This is a genomic window from Actinocorallia sp. A-T 12471, from assembly GCF_033875155.1.
GTDB lineage: Bacteria > Actinomycetota > Actinomycetes > Streptosporangiales > Streptosporangiaceae > Actinocorallia.
This window is the reverse complement of the sequence record NZ_JAWZTE010000022.1, coordinates 1-19,853: the sequence shown is the minus strand read 5'-3', so window position 1 is coordinate 19,853 and position 19,853 is coordinate 1. Positions and strand designations below refer to the sequence as shown.

General features: G+C 70.9%; 19 protein-coding genes and 1 riboswitch. Of the genes, 13 read left to right on the top strand and 6 right to left on the bottom strand.

All coding sequences use genetic code 11. The annotated features are described in order from the left end of the window. The first annotated feature begins 15 nt into the window (after positions 1–15). Complete coding sequence (locus tag R9X44_RS34675) at positions 16–870, top strand: SDR family oxidoreductase (RefSeq protein ID WP_319818622.1); 855 nt, start codon at positions 16–18, stop codon at positions 868–870. Between the two features lie 5 nt (positions 871–875). Here the strand turns inward: R9X44_RS34675 and mycP are convergent, their stop codons facing one another. Together mycP and R9X44_RS34665 are read right to left on the bottom strand one after the other, a co-directional pair. After that, a complete protein-coding gene (mycP, locus tag R9X44_RS34670) occupies positions 876–2,090 on the bottom strand; it encodes a type VII secretion-associated serine protease mycosin (protein ID WP_319818621.1) in 1,215 nt (404 codons plus the stop codon). Between the two features lie 73 nt (positions 2,091–2,163). Next, positions 2,164–2,691 carry a MarR family winged helix-turn-helix transcriptional regulator gene (locus R9X44_RS34665; protein ID WP_319818620.1) on the bottom strand — a complete coding sequence of 176 codons (528 nt, stop codon included), beginning with the start codon at positions 2,689–2,691 and terminating at the stop codon, positions 2,164–2,166. 340 nt (positions 2,692–3,031) lie between these two features. Between R9X44_RS34665 and R9X44_RS34660 the strand changes: the two genes are divergently transcribed. The 4 genes from R9X44_RS34660 (at position 3,032) to R9X44_RS34645 (ending at position 7,372) form a co-directional block, all read left to right on the top strand. After that, positions 3,032–3,355 (top strand): DUF3263 domain-containing protein, encoded by a 324-nt coding sequence (locus R9X44_RS34660; RefSeq protein ID WP_319818619.1) that lies wholly within the window; start codon positions 3,032–3,034, stop codon positions 3,353–3,355. 35 nt (positions 3,356–3,390) lie between these two features. Next, positions 3,391–4,158, top strand: coding sequence for a trehalose-phosphatase (gene otsB / locus R9X44_RS34655; protein WP_319818618.1), 768 nt, complete (start codon positions 3,391–3,393; stop codon positions 4,156–4,158). 75 nt (positions 4,159–4,233) lie between these two features. Next, positions 4,234–5,829 (top strand): serine/threonine-protein kinase, encoded by a 1,596-nt coding sequence (locus R9X44_RS34650; protein WP_319818617.1) that lies wholly within the window; start codon positions 4,234–4,236, stop codon positions 5,827–5,829. Positions 5,830–5,917: 88 nt separating this feature from the next. Beyond that, on the top strand, positions 5,918–7,372 hold the full coding sequence (locus R9X44_RS34645) for a serine/threonine-protein kinase (protein ID WP_319818616.1): 1,455 nt from the start codon (positions 5,918–5,920) through the stop codon (positions 7,370–7,372). A gap of 7 nt (positions 7,373–7,379) precedes the next feature. On the opposite strand, the gene R9X44_RS34640 is transcribed toward R9X44_RS34645, so the two are convergent. Then, complete coding sequence (locus R9X44_RS34640) at positions 7,380–7,955, bottom strand: PadR family transcriptional regulator (RefSeq protein ID WP_319818615.1); 576 nt, start codon at positions 7,953–7,955, stop codon at positions 7,380–7,382. A gap of 118 nt (positions 7,956–8,073) precedes the next feature. On the opposite strand from R9X44_RS34640, the gene R9X44_RS34635 reads away from it, so the two are divergent. Next, complete coding sequence (locus R9X44_RS34635) at positions 8,074–9,231, top strand: FAD-dependent oxidoreductase (RefSeq protein ID WP_319818614.1); 1,158 nt, start codon at positions 8,074–8,076, stop codon at positions 9,229–9,231. 4 nt (positions 9,232–9,235) lie between these two features. Here R9X44_RS34635 and R9X44_RS34630 read toward each other — a convergent pair whose 3' ends face one another. Next, positions 9,236–10,999: a serine/threonine-protein kinase gene (locus tag R9X44_RS34630; RefSeq protein WP_319818659.1), complete on the bottom strand. Its 1,764-nt coding sequence runs from the start codon at positions 10,997–10,999 to the stop codon at positions 9,236–9,238. A gap of 52 nt (positions 11,000–11,051) precedes the next feature. On the opposite strand from R9X44_RS34630, the gene R9X44_RS34625 reads away from it, so the two are divergent. Further along, complete coding sequence (locus R9X44_RS34625; RefSeq protein WP_319818613.1) at positions 11,052–11,603, top strand: RNA polymerase sigma factor; 552 nt, start codon at positions 11,052–11,054, stop codon at positions 11,601–11,603. 162 nt (positions 11,604–11,765) lie between these two features. Here R9X44_RS34625 and R9X44_RS34620 read toward each other — a convergent pair whose 3' ends face one another. Beyond that, positions 11,766–13,190, bottom strand: coding sequence for a trehalose-6-phosphate synthase (locus tag R9X44_RS34620; RefSeq protein WP_319818612.1), 1,425 nt, complete (start codon positions 13,188–13,190; stop codon positions 11,766–11,768). Positions 13,191–13,396: 206 nt separating this feature from the next. Continuing rightward, a riboswitch (SAM riboswitch) is annotated at positions 13,397–13,534 on the top strand. A gap of 15 nt (positions 13,535–13,549) precedes the next feature. On the opposite strand from R9X44_RS34620, the gene thrC reads away from it, so the two are divergent. From thrC to R9X44_RS34595, 5 genes are all read left to right on the top strand, one after another. Further along, a complete protein-coding gene (thrC, locus tag R9X44_RS34615; RefSeq protein ID WP_319818611.1) occupies positions 13,550–14,779 on the top strand; it encodes a threonine synthase in 1,230 nt (409 codons plus the stop codon). 8 nt (positions 14,780–14,787) lie between these two features. Then, the gene (locus R9X44_RS34610; RefSeq protein WP_319818610.1) at positions 14,788–15,066 is read left to right on the top strand and encodes a MoaD/ThiS family protein; all 279 of its coding nucleotides are present in this window, start codon (positions 14,788–14,790) and stop codon (positions 15,064–15,066) included. A gap of 260 nt (positions 15,067–15,326) precedes the next feature. Beyond that, positions 15,327–15,527 carry a cold-shock protein gene (locus tag R9X44_RS34605; RefSeq protein WP_319818609.1) on the top strand — a complete coding sequence of 67 codons (201 nt, stop codon included), beginning with the start codon at positions 15,327–15,329 and terminating at the stop codon, positions 15,525–15,527. Positions 15,528–15,868: 341 nt separating this feature from the next. Beyond that, positions 15,869–17,494, top strand: coding sequence for a chaperonin GroEL (gene groL / locus R9X44_RS34600; RefSeq protein ID WP_319818658.1), 1,626 nt, complete (start codon positions 15,869–15,871; stop codon positions 17,492–17,494). Positions 17,495–17,574: 80 nt separating this feature from the next. Then, entirely contained in the window at positions 17,575–18,003 is a 429-nt protein-coding gene (locus tag R9X44_RS34595; RefSeq protein ID WP_319818608.1) for a hypothetical protein, read from the top strand. Here R9X44_RS34595 and R9X44_RS34590 read toward each other — a convergent pair. Next, complete coding sequence (locus tag R9X44_RS34590; RefSeq protein ID WP_319818607.1) at positions 17,888–18,349, bottom strand: helix-turn-helix domain-containing protein; 462 nt, start codon at positions 18,347–18,349, stop codon at positions 17,888–17,890. The two genes, R9X44_RS34595 and R9X44_RS34590, sit on opposite strands and share 116 nt — an antisense overlap. A gap of 91 nt (positions 18,350–18,440) precedes the next feature. Here R9X44_RS34590 and R9X44_RS34585 point away from each other — a divergent pair, with 91 nt between their 5' ends. Continuing rightward, positions 18,441–19,376: an NADP-dependent oxidoreductase gene (locus R9X44_RS34585; RefSeq protein WP_319818606.1), complete on the top strand. Its 936-nt coding sequence runs from the start codon at positions 18,441–18,443 to the stop codon at positions 19,374–19,376. The last annotated feature ends 477 nt before the right edge of the window (positions 19,377–19,853 follow it).

The window sequence follows — 19,853 nt, the reverse complement described above, 5'->3', positions numbered from 1 at the left end:
GAAAGGGGATCTTCCATGACCACTTATGGCGTCACCGGAGCCACCGGGCATCTCGGCGGCCTGACCGTGCGCGCGCTGCTGGCCCGCGGGGTGCCGCCGGCGGACGTGGTCGCGCTCGTGCGGACGCCGGCGAAGGCCGCGGATCTCGCGGAGCTGGGCGTCACAGTCCGGGAGGCGGATTACACGAAGCCCGAGACGCTCCCGACGGCGCTCGCCGGGATCGACAGGCTCGTCCTCGTCTCCGGCGACATCCCCGGCCAGCGTCTGCAGGGTCACCGCAACGTCGTGGACGCGGCCAAGACGGCGGGCGTAAGCCGGATCGCGTATACGAGTGTGCTCCGCGCGGACTCCACGCAGATCGCCCTTGCGCCCGACCACCTCGCGACCGAGGACTACATCCGTAACGCGGGCCTGCCTTATGTGTTCCTGCGCAACGGCTGGTACGTCGAGGTCTACACGGCCAACAAGGTGCCGTCCGCGTTGAAGACCGGCGAGATCGTGGGCGCGACGGGCGACCGTCCGGCTTCTGCGGCCGCGCGCGCCGACTACGCCGAGGCGGCGGCCGCGGCCGTGACGGGCGGCGTGGAGAACGTCGTCTACGAGCTCGGCGGAAAGCCGTTCACGCTCTCCGAGTTCGCCAAGGCCCTCTCGGACGAGACGGGCAACGAGGTCGTCTACCGGGACATCTCGGTCGAGGAGCTCACCGCCGAGCTCAAGGCCGCGGGCCTTGACGAGGGCACCGCCGCGTTCGTCGCCTCACTTGATGAGGCCCAGTCGCGCGGCGAGCTCTACACCGACTCCGCCGACCTCGCCGACCTGCTCGGCCGCGAGCCGACCCCGTTCGTCGAGGTGCTGCGCAAGGAGCTGTGACGCGCCTACAGGCCCGCGCGGGCCCGTCTCGTCCGCCAGGCGAGGGTGAGCCCCGAGACGACGAAGACGCCGCCGACGCCGAGGATCGCGAAGACGAGGATCGGCGACTCGGCGGCGTGGCCGTCGGCTGACGCGGGGGTCGCCTGCGGCGAGACGGGCTCCTCGGCGGGCCCGGGCTGCGCGGTGGGCCGCCCGTCCGGGGGGACGATGCGCGACCCGGTCTGCTTGGCGATCCGGTTGGCGGCCCGCACGGCCTTCCACGCGTGGACGACGCCCGCGCCCACCTTGTCGTTGCGTCCTGCGGCCGGCTTGTGGGTGGTGCCCTTCTCCAGGGCCGCCCGGATCTGCTCGGGAGACAGGTCGGGGAAGCGCGCGCGCAGCAGCGCGACGACCCCCGCGACGATCGCCGCCGACGCGCTCGTGCCGTCGTCGGTCGCGTAGGCGTTGTCCGGCTGGGTGGTGACGATCCCGACGCCGGGCGCGGCGAGGCTGATCCACGGGTTGTGGTTGCTGTCCCCCCACGGCTGGAAGGACCGGTCGACGGCCCCGACCGCGATGACGCCGTCATAGGCGGCGGGGAAGTTACGCCGGTTCTGTCCGGCCCCGTCGTTGCCCATCGACGCGACGAGCACGACGCCCTTGGACAGCGCGTAGTCGATCGCGTCCTTCTCCACGTCGCTGCCCGTGTAGTCGGCCTTGCCGCCGCCGAGTGACATGTTGATGACGCCCGCGCCCTTGTCGACGGCGTAACGGATCGCCTTGGCCATCGCGTCCTTGTTGAGGTCGCGGTTCTTCTGCTTGTCCCGCGCGGGGTCCTTGTTCTCCCAGGTGACCCGGATCGACAGGATCTTCGCGGCGGGCGCGATCCCCTTGACGCCGCCGGTCCGCCCCTGCCCGTGGCCGCGTCCGGCGATGATCCCGGCCATCGCGGTGCCGTGCAGGGCCCAGTAGGGGCTGTCGGCGGGGGTGCTGTGGCCGGTGTAGTCGGGCCCGGTGGTGACCTTGCCGACGAGGTCGGGGTGCCCGGGGTCGACGCCGGTGTCCAGGACGGCGACGGTGACGCGTTTGCCCTTGGTGAGCTTCCACGTCTTGGGGAGGCCGAGCTTGCCGAGCACCCACTGCCTGTCGCGGATCTCGTCGGCGTGGGCGGGCAGCGGGGCGAGCGCGCCGGGCGCGGTCAGCAGCAGGGCGAGGCCCACCGACAGCGCGCGAACCCGCATGCCCGTTCTCCTTCACGTTGCGGACCGGGACATTGTGCCACGGCAAGGTCGGTCGCTCCGGGTGAACCGGAAGTCACTCGCCGCTCTCGGCCTCGGTGAAGATCTCGGAGATCCGGGTCGGGTCCATCGGGTCGCCGGAGATGGCGTCGGCGAAGGCGGTGAGGAGCCTGGCGAACTCCACCCTGTCTGTTTCGGGCCAGGTGCGCATGATGTCGGCGAGATAGGCGGCTCTGTGCCTTTCGGCGGAGTCGAGGACGCGGCGGCCCGCGTCCGTCAGCCGCAGGTTCGCGCGCCGCGCGTCCGACGCCGACGCGCGCCGCGACACGAACCCGGCGTCGATGGCGTGCCCGACGAGCCGCGACGCCGTCGACGGGTCAACCTCGAGCCGTTCGGCGACCGCGCCGATGGTGACCTCGCCTCCGGCGTCGCCGAGCCTGCCGACGGCGCTGACGACCATGAGGTTCGACAGCTGCAACGGCTTGGCCCCCGAGTGCTGCGCGCCGACCTTCTTCATGAGGTCCGGACGCGCCCACACCCGGCGCAGCCGGAACAGCGAGGTGCCGATCTGGGTGAGGAGGGGGTCGTGGGCCACGGTCTCCATCACATCCCTTTCGTCCGGTGCCGAGAGGTCCGGCGGCCGCCCGGGGAACAGCCCCCGCACGGAGGATAAATGTATGGTGCACACGGTCTCACGTCACCGGCCCCGGGGCGTCGGCGGCCGTCCGACGTGACGCGTATCGGCAGGTCAGGACGGCGTTGCGGGCGGTGGGACGGAAGATGTCACAGGGGTCGGAGATGATGGAGGAAAAGCAGATATCCGCGTGCCGATAACCGTGTAGAGGGACAACCAGAATGGCAGCCACGCGTTCGTGGACCCCGCTAGAGTGAGGTCCCCCGCCGAACCCGGACAGCCGGGATCAGAATCCATCGAAAGGGACCTGATGACTGCGGCCGACGTCCCCGACGAGGAGTCCGGTGTGCACGACGCGGACGACCCGCGCGCGTTCCCCGAGGGCCTGCTGTCCGACCGCGACCGTCGCATCCTCGCCTTCGAGCGGCAGTGGTGGAAGCACGCGGGCGCCAAGGAGCAGGCGATCCGCGAGACGTTCGACATGTCCGCGACCCGCTACTACCAGCTGCTCAACCTGCTGATCGACCGGCAGGAGGCGCTGGCGCACGACCCGATGCTGGTGAAGCGGCTGCGCCGAATCCGCGCGCAGCGCCAGCGCCAGCGCGCCGCGCGGCGGTACGGCTTCAATCCGTGACGGCGCGGGCACGCGGGCTCTGAGAGACTTGCGGGGTGACCGTACTCGCCCCGCTTCTCACCGCTCCCGGCCCGGTGCTCGTCGCGCTCGACTTCGACGGCACGCTCGCCCCCATCGTCCCCGACCCGACCCAGGCCCGCGCGCTGCCGGAGACCGCCCAGGTGCTGCGCGACCTCGCGCCGAAGGTCGGCGCGGTCGTCATCATCACCGGCAGACCCGCGCTGACGGCCGTCGAGTACGGCGGTTTCGCCGACGTACCCAACCTCACGGTGCTCGGCCAGTACGGCCTTGAGCGCTGGTCGGGCGGCGAGCTGAGCACGCCGCCCGAGCACCCTGGCGTCGCCGAGGCGCGGACGAAACTGCCGCTGCTGCTGGCCAAGGCGCCCGAGGGCGTCAGCGTGGAGGACAAGGGGCACGCCCTCGCCGTCCACACGCGCCGCGCGGCCGAGCCCGAGGTGGCGCTCGAGCGGCTGCGGTCGATCCTCGAGGCCCTGGCGGAGAAGGCGGGCCTGGTGATCGAGCCGGGCAGGCTCGTGCTCGAACTGCGGCCGCCGGGCATGGACAAAGGCAAGGCGCTGAAGGCGTTCGCGGCCGAGGTCGGCGCGGGCGCGGTGCTCGTCGCGGGTGACGACCTGGGCGACCTCGCCGCCTTCGCCGCCGCCGACGAGCTCGGGATTCCCGCGGTGAAGGTGTGCAGCGGCTCCGACGAGGTCGCCGAGCTGGCCAAACGCGCCGACGTCGTCGTCGACGGCCCGGCCGGGGTCGTCGCCCTGCTCCGGGAGCTTTGCGAAGAAATTTCATAAACTGGCCTTAGGCGGCGTCGTGGTTCTAGGGTTTGCGCCCAACCCACCTGTGGACCCACGAATGAGGGGACGGTCATGCCCGAGGCGCACTCGCTCAGGCCCGGCGACCCCGTACAGCTCGGCCCCTACCGCCTCGTCGGACGGCTCGGCGAGGGCGGTCAGGGCGTCGTCTACCTGGCGACGGCGGCGTCCGGGGAGCAGGTCGCGGTCAAGCGGCTGCACACGCGGTTCAGCGGCGACAACCGGGCGCGCGCGGCGTTCGCGCACGAGCTCCAGGCCGCGCAGAAGGTCGACCCGTTCTGCACCGCGCGCATCCTCACCGCCGACGTCGAGGGCGACGTCCCCTACATCGCGAGCGAGTACATCCACGGCCTGTCGCTGAAGCGGACGGTCGAGGAGTGGGGGCCGCGCGCGGGCTCGCAGCTGAACCGGCTGGCGATCGGCACCGCGACGGCCCTCGTCGCGATCCACAAGGCCGGGGTGGTGCACCGGGACTTCAAGCCGTCCAACGTCATCCTCGGTCCTGACGGGCCGCGCGTTATCGACTTCGGGGTGGCCCGCGCGCTCGACCTCACGACCGCGTCGCTGTCCACGGGCGGCGGTCCGCTCGGCACCCCTGCCTACATGGCCCCCGAGCAGTTCGCCCGCGCGCCCGTCGACAGGCCGGTCGACGTGTTCGCCTGGGCGTCGACGCTGGTGTACGCCTCCTGCGGGGAGCCGCCGTTCGGGAACGACTCGATCTCGGTGGTGATCAACCGCATCCTGCACACCGAGCCGGATCTGGGCACGCTCACCGGCGGGCTGCGCGAGCTCGCCGAGGCGTGCCTGGCCAAGGACCCGGCCGCGCGGCCGACCGCCGAGCAGCTGCTGTTCGACCTCATCGGCACGGGCCGCTCCGACGACCCCTTCCCGGCCGCGGCCGCCTCGCCCGTCCCGCCGACGCGCGAGCGCACCACGCTGGCGAGCGGCGCGGACAGGTCGGGCCACTCCAACCCGACGGTCTCGCGCAGCGAACTGCGCGCCATCGAACGTGAGCGGGCCCGGCGGAAGAACTCGCTGCGTTACGGCGTCGTCGGCGGGGTCATGGCGGTCGCGGCGGTGGCCGTCGCGGCGACCGTAGTGCTGACCGGCGGCGGGCACGCCGAGCCCGAGCCGCCGAGCCCGTCGGTGATGGCGACGGGCGGGGCCACCTCCCAGGTCCGTCCCCCGACGGGCCCCGTGCTCGAGCTGCGCAGCACCGACGACTTCACCTACACGATCGGCGCGGCGGGCGGCGGCACCGAGGAGATAGACGGCGCGAAGTACGCCTACGCGGATTACTTCATCGCCAACGCCCAGGACCAGCCGGTGCCGATGGAGTACCCCGGCGACCTGTTCATCGAGCGCGCGAAGGCCCCCAAGGGCGTCGCGTGCATGGACCAGCCGGGCGCGCCGGACTCCCGCTGCACGGTCCCGAACGAGCAGACGGTCAAGGCCCTGCTCGACGGGTCCGAGGCGCCCCTCACGGTCGACGGCGACGAGTACATGGCCCCCGGCGCGTCGTACCTGATCAGGGTGCGCACCAAGGACCCGGTGCCGGGCGACGTCAAGGCCGCCGACATCGGGGTGTACGTCTGGGATGTTCGGTTCTTCCAGGACCGGAAGGCGCGCCACATTGAGTTCCCCGGATAGCCCCGCGCCACCCCGCCACGCGGCGGATGGCCGCAACCGGCCACGAGAGATCGGTTACACGCTCCCGCGAGGGGCCAGGATTCCCGGCATGGAAGACCTCCAGGCGGGCGATCCGGAACAGATCGGCCCCTACCGCGTGATCGCCCGGCTCGGGCGCGGCGCGCAGGGCGTGGTCTACCTCGGCGACCGCGACGGCGATCTCGCGGCCGTGAAGCTGCTGCACGCGCGATTCGGCGGCAACCACAGGCTGCGCGCCCGTTTCGCGCAGGAGCTCGCCGCCGCGCAGCGGGTCGACGACCCGTGCGTCGCGCGGCTGCTCGGCGCGGGCATCGAGCGCGGCGCGCCATGGGTGGCGTCGGAGTTCGTGCACGGTCTGTCGCTCAGCGACGTGGTCGAGGGCGCGGGACCGCGCACCGGCCCGCCGCTCGACAGGCTCGCCATCGGCGTCGCCGGGGCGCTGTGGGCGATGCACCGCGCGGGCGTCATCCACCGCGACCTGCGGCCGGGGAACGTGCTGCTGGATTCGGGCGGCCCGCGCGTCATCGACTTCGGCTACGGCTCGGCGCTCGAGGGCGGCGGCGTCAGGGGGGTGCTGGGCGGGCCGTCGTTCCGCGCGCCCGAGCAGGTGTCCGGCCGGGAGACGGACTCGGCGGCCGACGTGTGGGCGTGGGCGTGCCTGATGGTCTATGCCGCCACCGGACGCCCTCCGTTCGGCGAGGGCTCCATCCAGGACGTCGTCACAAGGGTCCTCACCGAGCCGCCGTCGCTGGGCGGCCTCGACGGACGCCTAGGGCAACTCGTGGAAGACAGCCTCGCCAAGGAGCCGAGGCGTAGGCCGTCGGCGCAACAGCTGCTGCTCGAACTGACGGGTACCACCGCGCCTTCGGCGAGGTCGTGGCCGTCGCTTTCCGTGGTGCGTACGCCGGAGAAGCCTCCGCGTCCGCACATCGAACCCGTCCAGCCGTATCTCGGCGGGCTCGCCGGCGCGCCGATGACGCCGCTGCGCCCGCTGCTGCTGGCCGCGTCGGTGGTGGTGCCGCTGGTGGTCGGCGGCGCTGTCGTGAAGTGGAACGACTCGCGGTCCGAGCCGGTGGTCGCGCAGGTCGCGGCGGCCTCGCAGGACCGCAAGCTCGACCTTGGCGGCGCGTATCGGGTGAAGGCGCTGGGCGGCGGGACCGACGACGGCCGTGCCTTCGCCGACTACGAGATCACCAACACCTCGGGTCAGGCCGTCGCGCTGGAGACCCCCGGGGCGCTGCTGATCCGCAAGGAGGCGCTGCCGGAGGAGGTCAGGGCGGGATGCGAGCCGGTGCTCGCGATGTGCGCGCTGCGCACCGGGACCGTCGTGCGCTCGGCGGTGGCCGGATCGCCCCCGCCGAAGCTGCGGGACGGCACCCTGACGATGCCGCCCCGCGCCGTGTACGTGCTGCGGATCTCCACCACCGATCGGGTGGAGGCCGAGCTCGCCCAGGCCGACCTCGGCCTGTACGTGCTCGATCCGCGGTTCACCCAGCGGGCCATCGCGCTGCCCTTCGCCGAATAACCGGGGCTCAGCTCTCGGCGAGGATGCCGTAGAGCTTGCGCTTGGCGTCTCCGACGATCTCCAGCGCGCGGGTCTGCTGGTCCTCGGTGCCGGCCGTCATGACCTGCCTGAGGGCGACCGCGAGCTGGTGGACCGACTCGCGCGCCTTGACCGCGGTGTCGCCCGCGGCGTCGGCGACGGCCTGCCAGGGCTCGGGGTCCTTGACGGCCTCCGCGGTGCCCAGCTCGGTGATGGTGAACAGGCGCTTGCCTGACTGCTCGGCGCTGGTGACCAGGCCCTCGTCCTCCAGGAGCTGGAGGGTCGGGTACACCGAGCCGGGGCTGGGCCGCCAGATGCCGCCCGTCCTGTTCTCCAGCTCGCTGATCATCTCGTAGCCGTGCATGGGCCGCTCGGCGAGCAGGGCGAGCAGCGCCGCCTTGACGTTGCCGCGCCGCGCCCGGCCGCCGCCGCGCCTGCCGCCGCCCCGGGGTCCGCCCCCGAAGCCGCCGGGACCCGGGCCCCAGGGGCCGAAGTCGCCGCGGCGGCCGCGCGCCCCGCGCCCGTCGAAGTGTTCGTGGATGTGCTTCTCGTGATGGCGATGCATGATCGTCTTCCCTTCGGTTGGTTATCGACCGCTTGTCGATGGCTCAACGATATATCGGAAGTATGTCGTTGGCAAGTGGGATCGCTTAGCCCCTGTCTGGACGGGGGATCTGGGGGACATGGGCGGCACAGAGGACACCACGACCTGCGCGATCGCCGGGGGCGGACCCGCCGGCATGATGCTCGGCCTGATCCTGGCCAGGGCGGGGGTCGACGTCGTCGTCCTGGAGAAGCACGACGACTTCCTGCGCGACTTCCGCGGCGACACCGTCCACCCCTCGACCCTCGACGTGCTCGACGAGCTCGGCGTCGGCGCGCGCTTCGCCCGGCTGCCGCAGCGCAGGGTGTCCCGGATGGCCGTCGTCACCGACGCCGAGCGCCTTGTGGTCGCCGACCTCAGCCGACTGCGCGGCCGCCACCCCTACATCGCGCTCGTGCCGCAGTGGGACTTCCTCGACTTCCTCGCCGAAGAGGCCGCCCGCTTCCCCGGCTTCACCCTCAAGATGGGCTGCGAGGTCCTCGACGCGTCCGGAGGCAGGCTGCGCTACCGGTGCGCGCAAGGCGTCGACCGGACGCTGCGGGCCGCCCTCGTCGTCGTCGCCAACGGCAGGAACTCGACGCTGCGCGCGGGCTTCCCGCTGCACGAGATCGGCGCGCCGATGGACGTCGCGTGGTTCGCGCTCCCCAAGGAACCCGACGACCCGGACGAGCTGTTCCTACGGGTCTCCCGTGGCCGGCTCGTCGCGATGATCGACCGGGGGACGCACTGGCAGTGCGGCTATGTCGTGCGCAAGGGGATGAACGTGGACGATCCACACGTCGTCGGCGAGAACGTCGCCGAGCTGATCCCGTGGCTCGCCGACCGCGCCCGCGCGCTGGAGACGACCAGCACCCTGCGCGTCGCGGTGAACCGGCTGAAGCGCTGGTACCGGCCGGGACTGCTGTGCCTCGGCGACGCCGCGCACGCGATGTCGCCGATCGGCGGGGTCGGCATCAACCTCGCGATCCAGGACGCCGTCGCCGCCGCGAACCGGCTCGCGCGGCCGCTGCGCGACGGGACCCTCGACGTCGCCGACCTCGCGGCGGTCCAGCGGCGCAGGATGCCCGCGACGGTGCTCGTCCAGGGGTTCCAGCGGGCCGCGCAGGGCAGGCTCGTCGCGCCGACGCTCGCGGGCGCGCCGCCGAAACTGCCGCCGCCCAGGGTGATGGCGCGGCTGCGCGGACCCCTCGCCAGGCTCGTCGCCTACGGGGGACGGCCCGAGCATGTGCGGGTCTAGCGCGCTAGGGGGCCTGGAGCTTCAGCGTCCGCAGGATCTGGTCGCTGATGTCGGTCTCGTCGGTCTGCTTGATGCGGACCCACGCGCCGAAGCTCTGGTCGTCCTTCACCACGCCGACCTCGGTGATCGACGGAACCCCCGTCTTGCACTGGGTCCACGGGGTGATCGTCGCGCCGAGATCGCCGATCTTCAGCGACCGGGTCTCACCTTTGACGCAGCCGCCGTCCTCCGCCGCCGAGTGGTCGGACTCGCCCTCGGGCGGCAGCGGCAGCGCGGTCGTCAGGCCGACGAACACGCCGGGTGACGTGGCGTCGGCGGGCCTGAAGTCGTCCTTGTCGGTGGTCGCGCGCAGCACCGGACGCGCGGTGGAGTCGGCGACGCCCGCGTTCTCCGCCGGGTTCCAGGTGTCCTGGTCGGTGTCCTGCACCCACGCGGCGGGCACGCTCAGCTGGATCTTCTGGCTCGGGTCGGCCAGGGGGACCAGCGCGATCGTCGCGGTCGGCTTCGGTTCTGGGCCGCCGTCGGTGAGCCGGACCAGGACGGCCGCGACCGCGCCGAGCACGAGCACACCCGCGGTGACCACGGCAGGGATGAGCAGGCGCTGTCTCGCTGGACGCGGCGCGGGAGGCTGCCCCTGCGCGGACGAGGACGCCGGAGGGTTCGGCGGCGTGGGCGCGTACTGCTGCCCGGGGTGCTGTGGGGGCTGCTGTGGCTGCTGGGGTTGCCTGCCGAACGGGGTGTCCCGGGGCGGCTGACGGTCGAGCAGCGCGTTGTGGTCGAGCACCGTCGCGTCGTCGGTCTCGGGGTACCGGACGGCCTGGGTCTCGTCCTCGGGCCGGTACTGGGGCCTCCTGGGCGGCTCAGGGGGCGGCGGCGGCCCGGCCGCCCTGCCGTAGGGCTCGAAGCTCGGCAGGTCGGGCGAGGTCATCGCCGCGGGGGGCGGCGGACGGCGCGGGCCGGGCGACAGCGGGGCCTCGCCGCGCCGCAGCGCCGCGATCGCGTTCGCGTAGGCGGCGGCCGTCGGCCAGCGCAGCTCACGGTCGGCTTCCAGGGCCTTCAGGATGACGGCGTCGATCTCCGGCGTCACCTCGGGGTTGTGCGCGCTCGGCGGCACCTTCACCGGCGCGGGCCCGGGGGCGCGCCCGGCCAGCAGGTGGTAGCTGAGCGCGCCGACGCCGTACACGTCGGCGCGGACGTCGAGGCCGCCGCCGAACCTCGCCTGCTCCGGCGACATGTAACCGGGCGTCCCTACCGGCAGCGTGAACGCGCCGGACGCGTGCGCCAGGGCCTTGGCGAGTCCGAGATCGGCGATGAGCAGCCGTTCGCCCTGGCCGTCCTTCGTCGTCTGGAAAAGGATGTTCGACGGCTTCAGGTCGCGGTGGATCACGCCGAGCTCGTTGATCACCTCGACGCCCTGGGCGATGTCCTCGACGAACGCCAGCGCGGTGCTGACCGGAAGTGGACCGCCCTGTTTCATCCGGTCCGACAGCGACCCCCGGTCGGCATAGGACATGACGAAGTACGGGCGGCCGTCGGGCAGCTCGCCGAACTCGTGCACCCGGACGAGCCGCTCGGAGTCGGCCCGCCGCAGGATACGGGCCTCTTCCAGGAAGCGGTTGCGCACGTCCAGATCGTCAAGGAGAGCCCCGGACAGGACCTTGATGGCGACCTGGTCGTTCAGGTCGTCGTCCAGGCCGAGCCAGACTGAGGCGAAAGCCCCCTGTCCGAGGACTCGATCGATTCGGTAACGGCCGACGGCTGAAGGCATGGACACCCCGATATCATGCCCTTTGAGCGGTCATGAAGGGGAGCGGAAGCGGATGGCGTTCAACGAACGGACCGAAGAGCTGGCCTTGAAGGCCGCCCAGGGAGACCAGGGCGCTCTTAACGAACTCCTCGGGTTGATCCAAAGCGACGTCCTGCGGCACACCGGCAGGTTCCTGCCGTGCAGGCAGGACGCCGAAGAGGCATGTCAGGACGCGCTGCTGCAGGTGGCGCGCAACATCCACAGGTTCGAGGGCCGCTCGCGGTTCTCCACGTGGCTGCATGTGGTCGTGGCCAACTCGGCGCGCTCGACCTACCGGTCGCTCAAGCGCCGTTCGGTCGAGCAGGCCGGCGAGCTGCCCTCGCAGCGCCCCGACCCGCGCCGCACGAGCGTCATCGCGGGCTCCCGCGTCGACATCCTCGAGGCCATGGAAGAGCTCGAGGCCAAGAAGCCCGACCTCATCCAGGCCCTCGTCCTGCGCGACGTCTCCCAGCTGGAGTACAGCGAGATCGCCGCCCAGCTCAACCTCCCCCTGGGCACCGTCAAGTCCCGCATCCACGAGGCCCGCAAACAAGTCCGAGCCACCCTGGGCGAGTCCTACTCCTGACCCCGCTCAGGAGAAACCCGCTACGCGCGGGGGCCTTACGCCCTGGGACCGTCCCACGGGGACCCGCTACGCACGGGGAGCCCCGGAGGGGCCTCCTTCTGCGGGCTCTATGCCCCGCAGGGGCTCTTTTCCGGGCCGTCCCGAAGGGACGGCCCGTTGTCTTTAGTCCAAGGCGGCGAGCTGCTCCGCGAACCAGCGGGTAGGGGGAAGGGCCGTCGCGGCGTCCGAGAGGCGCTTCGCGCGGGCCTTGCGGTCGTCCGGGCTGAGCAGGAGGGCCTGGTTCAGCATCTCCGCGGTCTGGGAGACGTCGAAGGGGTTGACGATCAGCGCGTCGTCGGAAAGTTCGGCCGCCGCGCCCGCCTCGCGGGAGAGCACAAGCGCGCATCCCTTGTCCGACAGGACGGGACCCTCCTTGGCGACGAGGTTCATCCCGTCCCTGATCGGGTTCACCACGAGCACGTCGGCGAGCTGGTAGGCCGCCAGGGAGCGCGCGTAGTCGTCCTTGACCTCGAGGATCAGCGGCGTCCAGTCGTCGGTGCCGAACTCGTCGTTGATCTCCGCCGCGAGCCGCTCGACCTCGGCCGTGTACGCCCGGTACTCCGCGAGATCAGTACGCGACGGGTACGCGAACGCCAGGTGCACCACCCGTCCACGCCACTCGGGATGGTTCAGCAGCAGCTCCCAGTACGCCGCCAGCCCCCGCACGATGTTCTTCGACAGCTCGGTCCTGTCGATCCGCAGCAGCAGCTGCCGGTCCCCGACCTGCTCGCGCAGCGCCGCCATCCGCTCGGCGACGTCCGCGCGCCCCGCCCGCTCGCGCAGCTCGGGCCCGTCGATCCCCAGCGCGTGCACGCCGACGCGCGTCGTCCGCCCCCGGTGCGTCACGGTCCCCGCGACGGGATCGACCCGCGCGCCGAGGATCTCGTCACAGCAGCTCAGGAACGCCTCGGCCCATCTGTCGCACAGGAACCCGAGGTGGTCGGCCCCCAGCATCCCCTCGAGGAGGGCCGCGCCGATGTCGTCCGGGAGGAGCCGGAAGTACGCGGGCGGCGCCCAGGGCGTGTGCGAGAAGTGCGCGATCCGCAGGTCGGGCCGTGCCTCGCGCAGCATCCCCGGCACCAAAGCCAGGTGGTAGTCCTGCACGACGACCTTCGCGCCCTGCTCGGCGTCCTGCCCCAACGCCCCGGCGAACGCGGCGTTATAGGCCGTATAAGCCTGCCAGTCGCGCCGGAAGACCGCGTCGAAGTGCGGGGCCGTCGGCGTCGCGTACAGCAGGTGGTGGATGAACCAGAGGGTCGAGTTCGCGACGGAGTTGTAAGCCCGATGGAAGGTCTTCTCCGGGATGTCGAGCATCCGTACGGCCCCGGTGTCGTGGCCCGCCTTGTCGAGGCGACCTTCGGGGTCCTGACGGGCCGCCGTGCGGTCGTCGTCAGACAGGGCCGCGCAAACCCACAGAAGGTCGGTGCCGGAGGCGACGGAGGCGAGGCCGGAGACGAGTCCGCCCCCTCCCCGGCGCATGGTCAGGGTGCCGTCCTCGGCGCGGCGGAACGAGACCGGGCCGCGATTGCTGGCGACGAGTACCTGCATGGACAAAAGTGTCGCACGGCACATCACACGGTTCCCGGACCAGGTGCGCCCTGACCTGCCGCCCGGTGGCGCAACTCACAAAAGAGCACGGTCCAACCCCGGACGGGCACGGTCCAACAGGGCGGCCGCCCCGGCCGTTCGGTGGAACGGACACCTGAGGTAAAGTCGGGGCACAACTTCATACACGCCCGTCGCTTTCTGACGGGCGCTCATCCAGAGGGGTGGAGGGACCGGCCCTGCGAAGCCCCGGCAACCCTTCCGACAGCCCGCGCAGCCGTTGCGCGTAGGCGCGGAACAGGTGCCAACTCCGGCCTGCGACCAGATCGGCGCAGGGAAGATGAGGGAGGGGCCTCGAACTCATGCCCAACCTGGGTAACGCCACCGCGCTCACCTGCCGCGAATGCGGCAATTCCGTGGAACTCGGCCCGTACTACGCCTGTGCCGAGTGTTTCGGCCCGCTCGAGGTCTCCTACGACGTCTCGAACGTCACGAGGGAGTCCATCGAGGCGGGGCCCCGCAACATCTGGCGTTACAAGGACCTTCTTCCGGTGCCGTCGAACGTCGCCGAGATCCCCAACACCGAGCCCGGCTTCACCCGTCTGGTGAAGGCCGACCAGCTCGCGTCCGCGCTCGGCCTGAGCTCCCTGTGGGTCAAGGACGACAGCGGCAACCCCACCCACTCCTTCAAGGACCGGGTCGTCGGGGTCGCCCTCGCCGCCGCCCGCGAGCTGGGCTTCAAGGTGCTGGCCTGCCCGTCGACCGGCAACCTCGCCAACGCCGTCGCCGCGGCCGCGGCCCGCGCGGGCATCCGCAGCGCCGTCTTCGTGCCCTCCGACCTGGAGCAGCAGAAGATCATCACCACCGCCGTGTACGACGGCACCTTCGTGACCGTCGACGGCAACTACGACGACGTCAACCGCCTCGCCTCGGAACTGGCGGGCGAGCAGGAGGACTGGGCGTTCGTCAACGTGAACGTCAGGCCGTACTACGCCGAGGGCTCCAAGACCCTCGGGTACGAGATCGCCGAACAGCTCGGCTGGCGGCTGCCCGACCAGATCGTCGTCCCGATCGCGTCGGGCTCGCAGCTCACCAAGATCGACAAGGCGTTTCAGGAGCTCATCAAGCTCGGCCTTGTCGAGGACAAGCCCTACAAGGTGTACGGCGCGCAGGCCGAGGGGTGCAGCCCGGTTTCGGCGGCGTTCAAGGCCGGTCTCGACGTGATCCGCCCGGTCAAGCCCGACACCATCGCCAAGTCCCTGGCGATCGGCAACCCCGCCGACGGCCCCTACGTGCTCGACGCCGTCCGCCGCACCGGCGGCGCGATCGACGACGTCACCGACACCGAGGTCGTCGACGGCATCCGGCTGCTCGCCAGGACCGAGGGGATCTTCGCCGAGACCGCGGGCGGCGTCACCGTCGGCGTGCTGAAGAAGCTCATCGACAGCGGCCAACTCGACCCGTCGCTGGAGACCGTCATCATCAACTCGGGCGAAGGACTGAAGACCCTGGACGCGGTGGCCCAGGTCGCCAAGCCGTCCGCCAACATCGCGCCCTCGATCGAGGCGTTCCGCGCTACCGGATTGGTGTGAGTCTAGATATGAGCGTTTCCGTCCGCATTCCCACGATCCTGCGCACCTACACGGGTGGCGAGTCCGAGGTCAAGGCGACCGGGGACACCCTCCGCGAGGTCATCGCCGACCTCGAGACGAACTACACGGGCATCTCCGCGCGCGTCCTTGACGACACCGGCAAGCTGCGCCGATTCGTCAACGTCTACGTCGGCGACGAGGACGTCAGGTTCGAGCAGGGCCTCGACACGCCGACCCCGGCGGGCGTCCAGGTGTCCATCATCCCGGCGGTCGCCGGCGGCGCCTGAGACAGCGACTTTACAGAAAGGGCTTTCCCGTCAGAATGGGAAAGCCCTTTCGCGTTTCCCGGGATTTGTGCACGGCGACACAATGGTGGCCACACTCGGCCGGAACATTCCCCCTGTCTGATACACCCATGTATGTTCCATTGCCATCCCCATCACGCCCGGATCTCCGGGCGATCACGAACGGGGATCGGGGCGTCCGAGGTGGACTCCCCGGCCGTTCCGCGGTCCAGGGGGGCCGCGGCTCGAGTCAGGGTTCAGGCATGGCGCAGGGCACCGTGAAGTGGTTCAACGCGGACAAGGGATACGGCTTCATCGCCGTGGACGGCGGCCGTGACGTGTTCGTCCACCACTCCTCCATCCAGATGGACGGCTACCGCACCCTCGAGCAGGGGCAGCGGGTCGAGTTCGAGATCACCCAGTCCGACCGCGGCCCCCAGGCCGACCTGGTTCGAGCCGTCTAGCAGGCCGAGCGGTCTAGCAGGCCGGGGCCGAGCCGCCCAGCAGGCCGAGCCGTGTAACGCGTCGACCCACATGACCCGCGACCCCGCTTTGGGGGCGCGGGTCATTTTCTGTTCATCTGCTGGTCAGCACCAGTGCGGCTTGCACTCGACGGGGGAGAGTGCTAAACAGGTGCTGGCACTCTCCAGGTGAGAGTGATAACCACACAAGCTTCAGGGTCGGGACGATGAGGTCAGGCTCTCGGGTGGCATGCATGGGGCTGCTCGCAGGGTGAGGCCGTCCGTCGCGGGCATCCACCCGATCCGCCATGTTCCGCATCCACTACGAGGAGGATCTGGAGCCGATGGCTGCCAAGATGATCGCGTTCGACGAGGAGGCCCGGCGCGGTCTCGAGCGCGGTATGAACCAGCTCGCGGACGCCGTAAAGGTGACGCTTGGCCCCAAGGGCCGCAACGTCGTGCTGGAGAAGAAGTGGGGCGCTCCCACCATCACCAACGACGGTGTCTCCATCGCCAAGGAGATCGAGCTCGAGGACCCCTGGGAGAAGATCGGCGCCGAGCTGGTCAAGGAGGTCGCCAAGAAGACCGACGACGTCGCGGGTGACGGCACCACCACCGCCACCGTCCTGGCCCAGGCGCTCGTGCGCGAGGGTCTGCGCAACGTCGCCGCCGGCGCCAACCCGATGTCCCTGAAGAAGGGCATCGAGGCCGCGGTCGCCGCCGTCTCCGAGCAGCTCTCCCAGCTGTCCAAGGAGATCGAGACCAAGGAGCAGATCGCTTCGACGGCCTCCATCTCCGCCGCCGACCCCGAGATCGGCTCGCTCATCGCCGAGGCGATGGACAAGGTCGGCAAGGAAGGCGTCATCACCGTCGAGGAGAGCAACGCCTTCGGCCTCGAGCTCGAGCTCACCGAGGGCATGCGCTTCGACAAGGGCTACATCTCGCCCTACTTCGTGACCGACCCCGAGCGGATGGAGGCGTCGCTCGACGACCCGTACATCCTCATCGTCGGCGGCAAGGCGTCCTCCAACAAGGACCTGCTGCCGGTGCTCGAGCAGGTCATGCAGGCCGGCAAGCCGCTGCTGATCATCGCCGAGGACGTCGACGGCGAGGCCCTTGCCACGCTGGTCGTCAACAAGATCCGCGGCATCTTCAAGTCCGTCGCCGTCAAGGCCCCGGGCTTCGGTGACCGCCGCAAGGCCATGCTCGGCGACATCGCCGTGCTGACCGGCGGCCAGGTCATCACCGAAGAGGTCGGCCTCAAGCTCGACTCGGTGACCCTCGACCAGCTGGGCCGCGCCCGCAAGGTCGTCATCACCAAGGACGAGACCACCATCGTCGAGGGCGCCGGTGACGCGACCGAGATCCAGGGCCGGGTCAACCAGATCCGCCTGGAGATCGACAACACCGACTCCGACTACGACCGCGAGAAGCTCCAGGAGCGCCTCGCCAAGCTCGCCGGCGGCGTCGCCGTCATCAAGGCGGGCGCGGCCACCGAGGTCGAGCTCAAGGAGCGCAAGCACCGCATCGAGGACGCCGTTCGCAACGCGAAGGCGGCCGTCGAGGAGGGCATCGTCCCCGGCGGTGGCGTGGCGCTGCTGCAGGCGTCGGTCAACGCGTTCGACAAGCTCGACCTGGCGGGCGACGAGGCCACCGGCGCCGCGATCGTCAAGAAGGCGCTCGAGGAGCCGATCAAGCAGATCGCCGTCAACGCCGGCCTTGAGGGCGGCGTCGTGGTGGAGAAGGTCCGCAACCTGCCCGCGGGCCAGGGCCTGAACGCCGCCACCGGCGAGTACGTCGACATGTTCGCCTCCGGCATCATCGACCCGGCGAAGGTCACCCGCTCGGCGCTGCAGAACGCGGCGTCGATCGCTGCCCTGTTCCTCACCACCGAGGCCGTCATCGCCGAGAAGCCCGAGAAGAACCCGGCCCCGGCCGGCATGCCCGACGCGGGCGGCATGGACTTCTAAGTCCCGGTCGCGCGCACAGTCGTGCACACAGAAGGGCGGTCCCGTGACGGGGCCGCCCTTTTGGTGTTATGTAGGCGGGCATGGACCGGCCCGGCCCCTGGAGGGTGTCGCCGGCGCTTCCCGCCGCCGCCAACGCGGCCCTCGCGCTGCTCTGGCTGCTGTCGGCTTACGGCGGCTGGGGCGAGGCCGCCTTCTGTTCGTCCGACGGCTCCCTCGCCGACCCGGCCTGCCTCGAGGGCTTCCACACCGCCGTCTCGTACTCGCTCGTCGTCGCCGTCCCCGCGCTCGTCCTCGCGTTCGCCGGGGCGCTGCTCCTGAACGACGACCCCGACGCCCTCGACGTCCTCCTGACGGCCACCGCGGCCCTCTGGATCATCGCCGAGGCCGTCGTCTTCACCGGCGGATACCTGTCCCAGCCCTTACCGGCTCGACCTCGCGGGTGGCGAGCTCGTCGTAGCGCGCGCGGGCGGCGAGGATCTCATCAACGTGGACTTCGGCCCACTCCTTGACCCCGCTCATCAGCCTGATGACGCTCCGGCCCAGCTCGGTCAGTTCGTACTCGACCTTCGGCGGGATCGTCGGGTAGACGGTCCGGCTGACGAGGCCGTCGCGCTCCATCGTCCGCAGCGTCGAGGTGAGGCTCTTCTGGGTGATCCCGCCGATCCTGCGGCGCAGCTCCCCGAACCTGACCGGCCCGCCGCTGAGCGCGTCGACCAGCAGGCACGTCCACTTGTCCGACAGCGCGGCGAGCACCGTGCGGGACGCGCACTCGGCGAGGTAGGCGTCGGCGTCGAAGCGGATGCGGGTCCTGTCGGCGGGGGAGGCGCACGACTCGCTGACCTGGATGGTTTCCATAAGGTACCTATATATCCCAAAGGTGCCTTCTTTCCAAGGGATACCGGCTCCGGGCAGGGTGAACGCAGATCACCGGAACATGGAGGCAGATATGCGCAAGCTCACCCAGGACACCGTCGGAACGCCCGCCGACGTGTTGCAGCTCATCGACGTGGAGACGCCGGAGCCCGGGCCGGGACAGGTCCTCGTGCGGGTCGCGGCGGCCGGCGTCAACCCGGTGGACGCCGCCGTCAGCGCCGGGTACTACCCGCTGCTCGGCGAGCCGCCGTTCACCCTCGGCTGGGACGTCGCGGGCGCGGTCGCGGCGGTCGGTTCCGGCGTCTCGGCGTTCGGCGTCGGCGACGAGGTGCTCGGGTTCGTCGGGTTCCCGGCCGAGGCGGGGACGCACGCGGAGTACGTGCTCGTCTCGCCGAACGAGATCGTGCGGCGGCCCGCGTCGGTGGAGGTGGACATCGCGGGGGCGCTGCCGCTCGCCGGTCTCACCGCGTACCAGGCCCTGTACGGGATCGCGGATATCCAGGCCGGGCAGCGGGTGCTGATCCACCGGGCGGCCGGGGGCGTCGGGCATCTCGCGGTCCAGCTCGCCAAGCTGCGCGGCGCGCACGTCGTCGGGACGGCGTCGGAGCCGAAGCACGCGTTCGTGCGCGGGCTCGGCGCGGACGAGGTCATCGACTACCGGGACACCGACTACACCGAGGTCCTGTCCGGCCTCGACGTGGTCTTCGACCTGGTCAGCGGCGAGAGCGGACCGCGTTCCGCGAGCGTCCTGCGGCCGGGCGGCCTGCTGATCGGGGCGATCGGGGCGAACCTCGGACTGACGCGGGACGAGGCGGCGGAGCGGGGGATTCGGCTTGAGGCGGTGAACGTCAGGCCGTCGGCCCACGACCTCGCGGACCTGACCGCCCTGGTGGCCGACGGTTCCGTGCGCGTCCACCTGGACGCGACGTTCCGGCTCGCCGACGCGGCCAAGGCGTACGAGGCGGTCGCGGGCGGCAGGACCACCGGCAAGGTCGTCCTCCTGCCCTGACCCGTGGGCCCCTCACCTGTGGGCCTGACCCTTAGGCGTGACCCGTGAGCCCCCGGCCTGGCGGCTGACCAGTGGGCCGCACTCGTGGGCGGGACCGGTGCCGGTCCCGCCCGGTCGGCGGATGGCAGGTTCCGTGCCGTGGCTGGTTTGACGAGTGCGGAGAAGGGGAATAACGTTTGCTTCGCCCCACTGAGAGCGGGCCGCAACGAGGGAAACCGAGGGGCGGCCGATCGCGGGGAACCCCTTCTGATCCACCCGCCTGAGGGTGCGGTTCGCCGCCCCCAAAAGCGACAGACCGGGACGAAGTTTGACACTTCAGACAGGTCTGGTAAGTTAGAAGGGTTGCTCCGGAGAAAGCCACGAAAGTAGCGGATCTAGGGCACAGCGTGAAAGTCGGGCAGATGGGGTTGACAAGCTCCGGAAGCCTGGTAAGTTAGAAGGGTTGCTCCGAAAGAAGCCCGCAAGGGTGGAAAACGG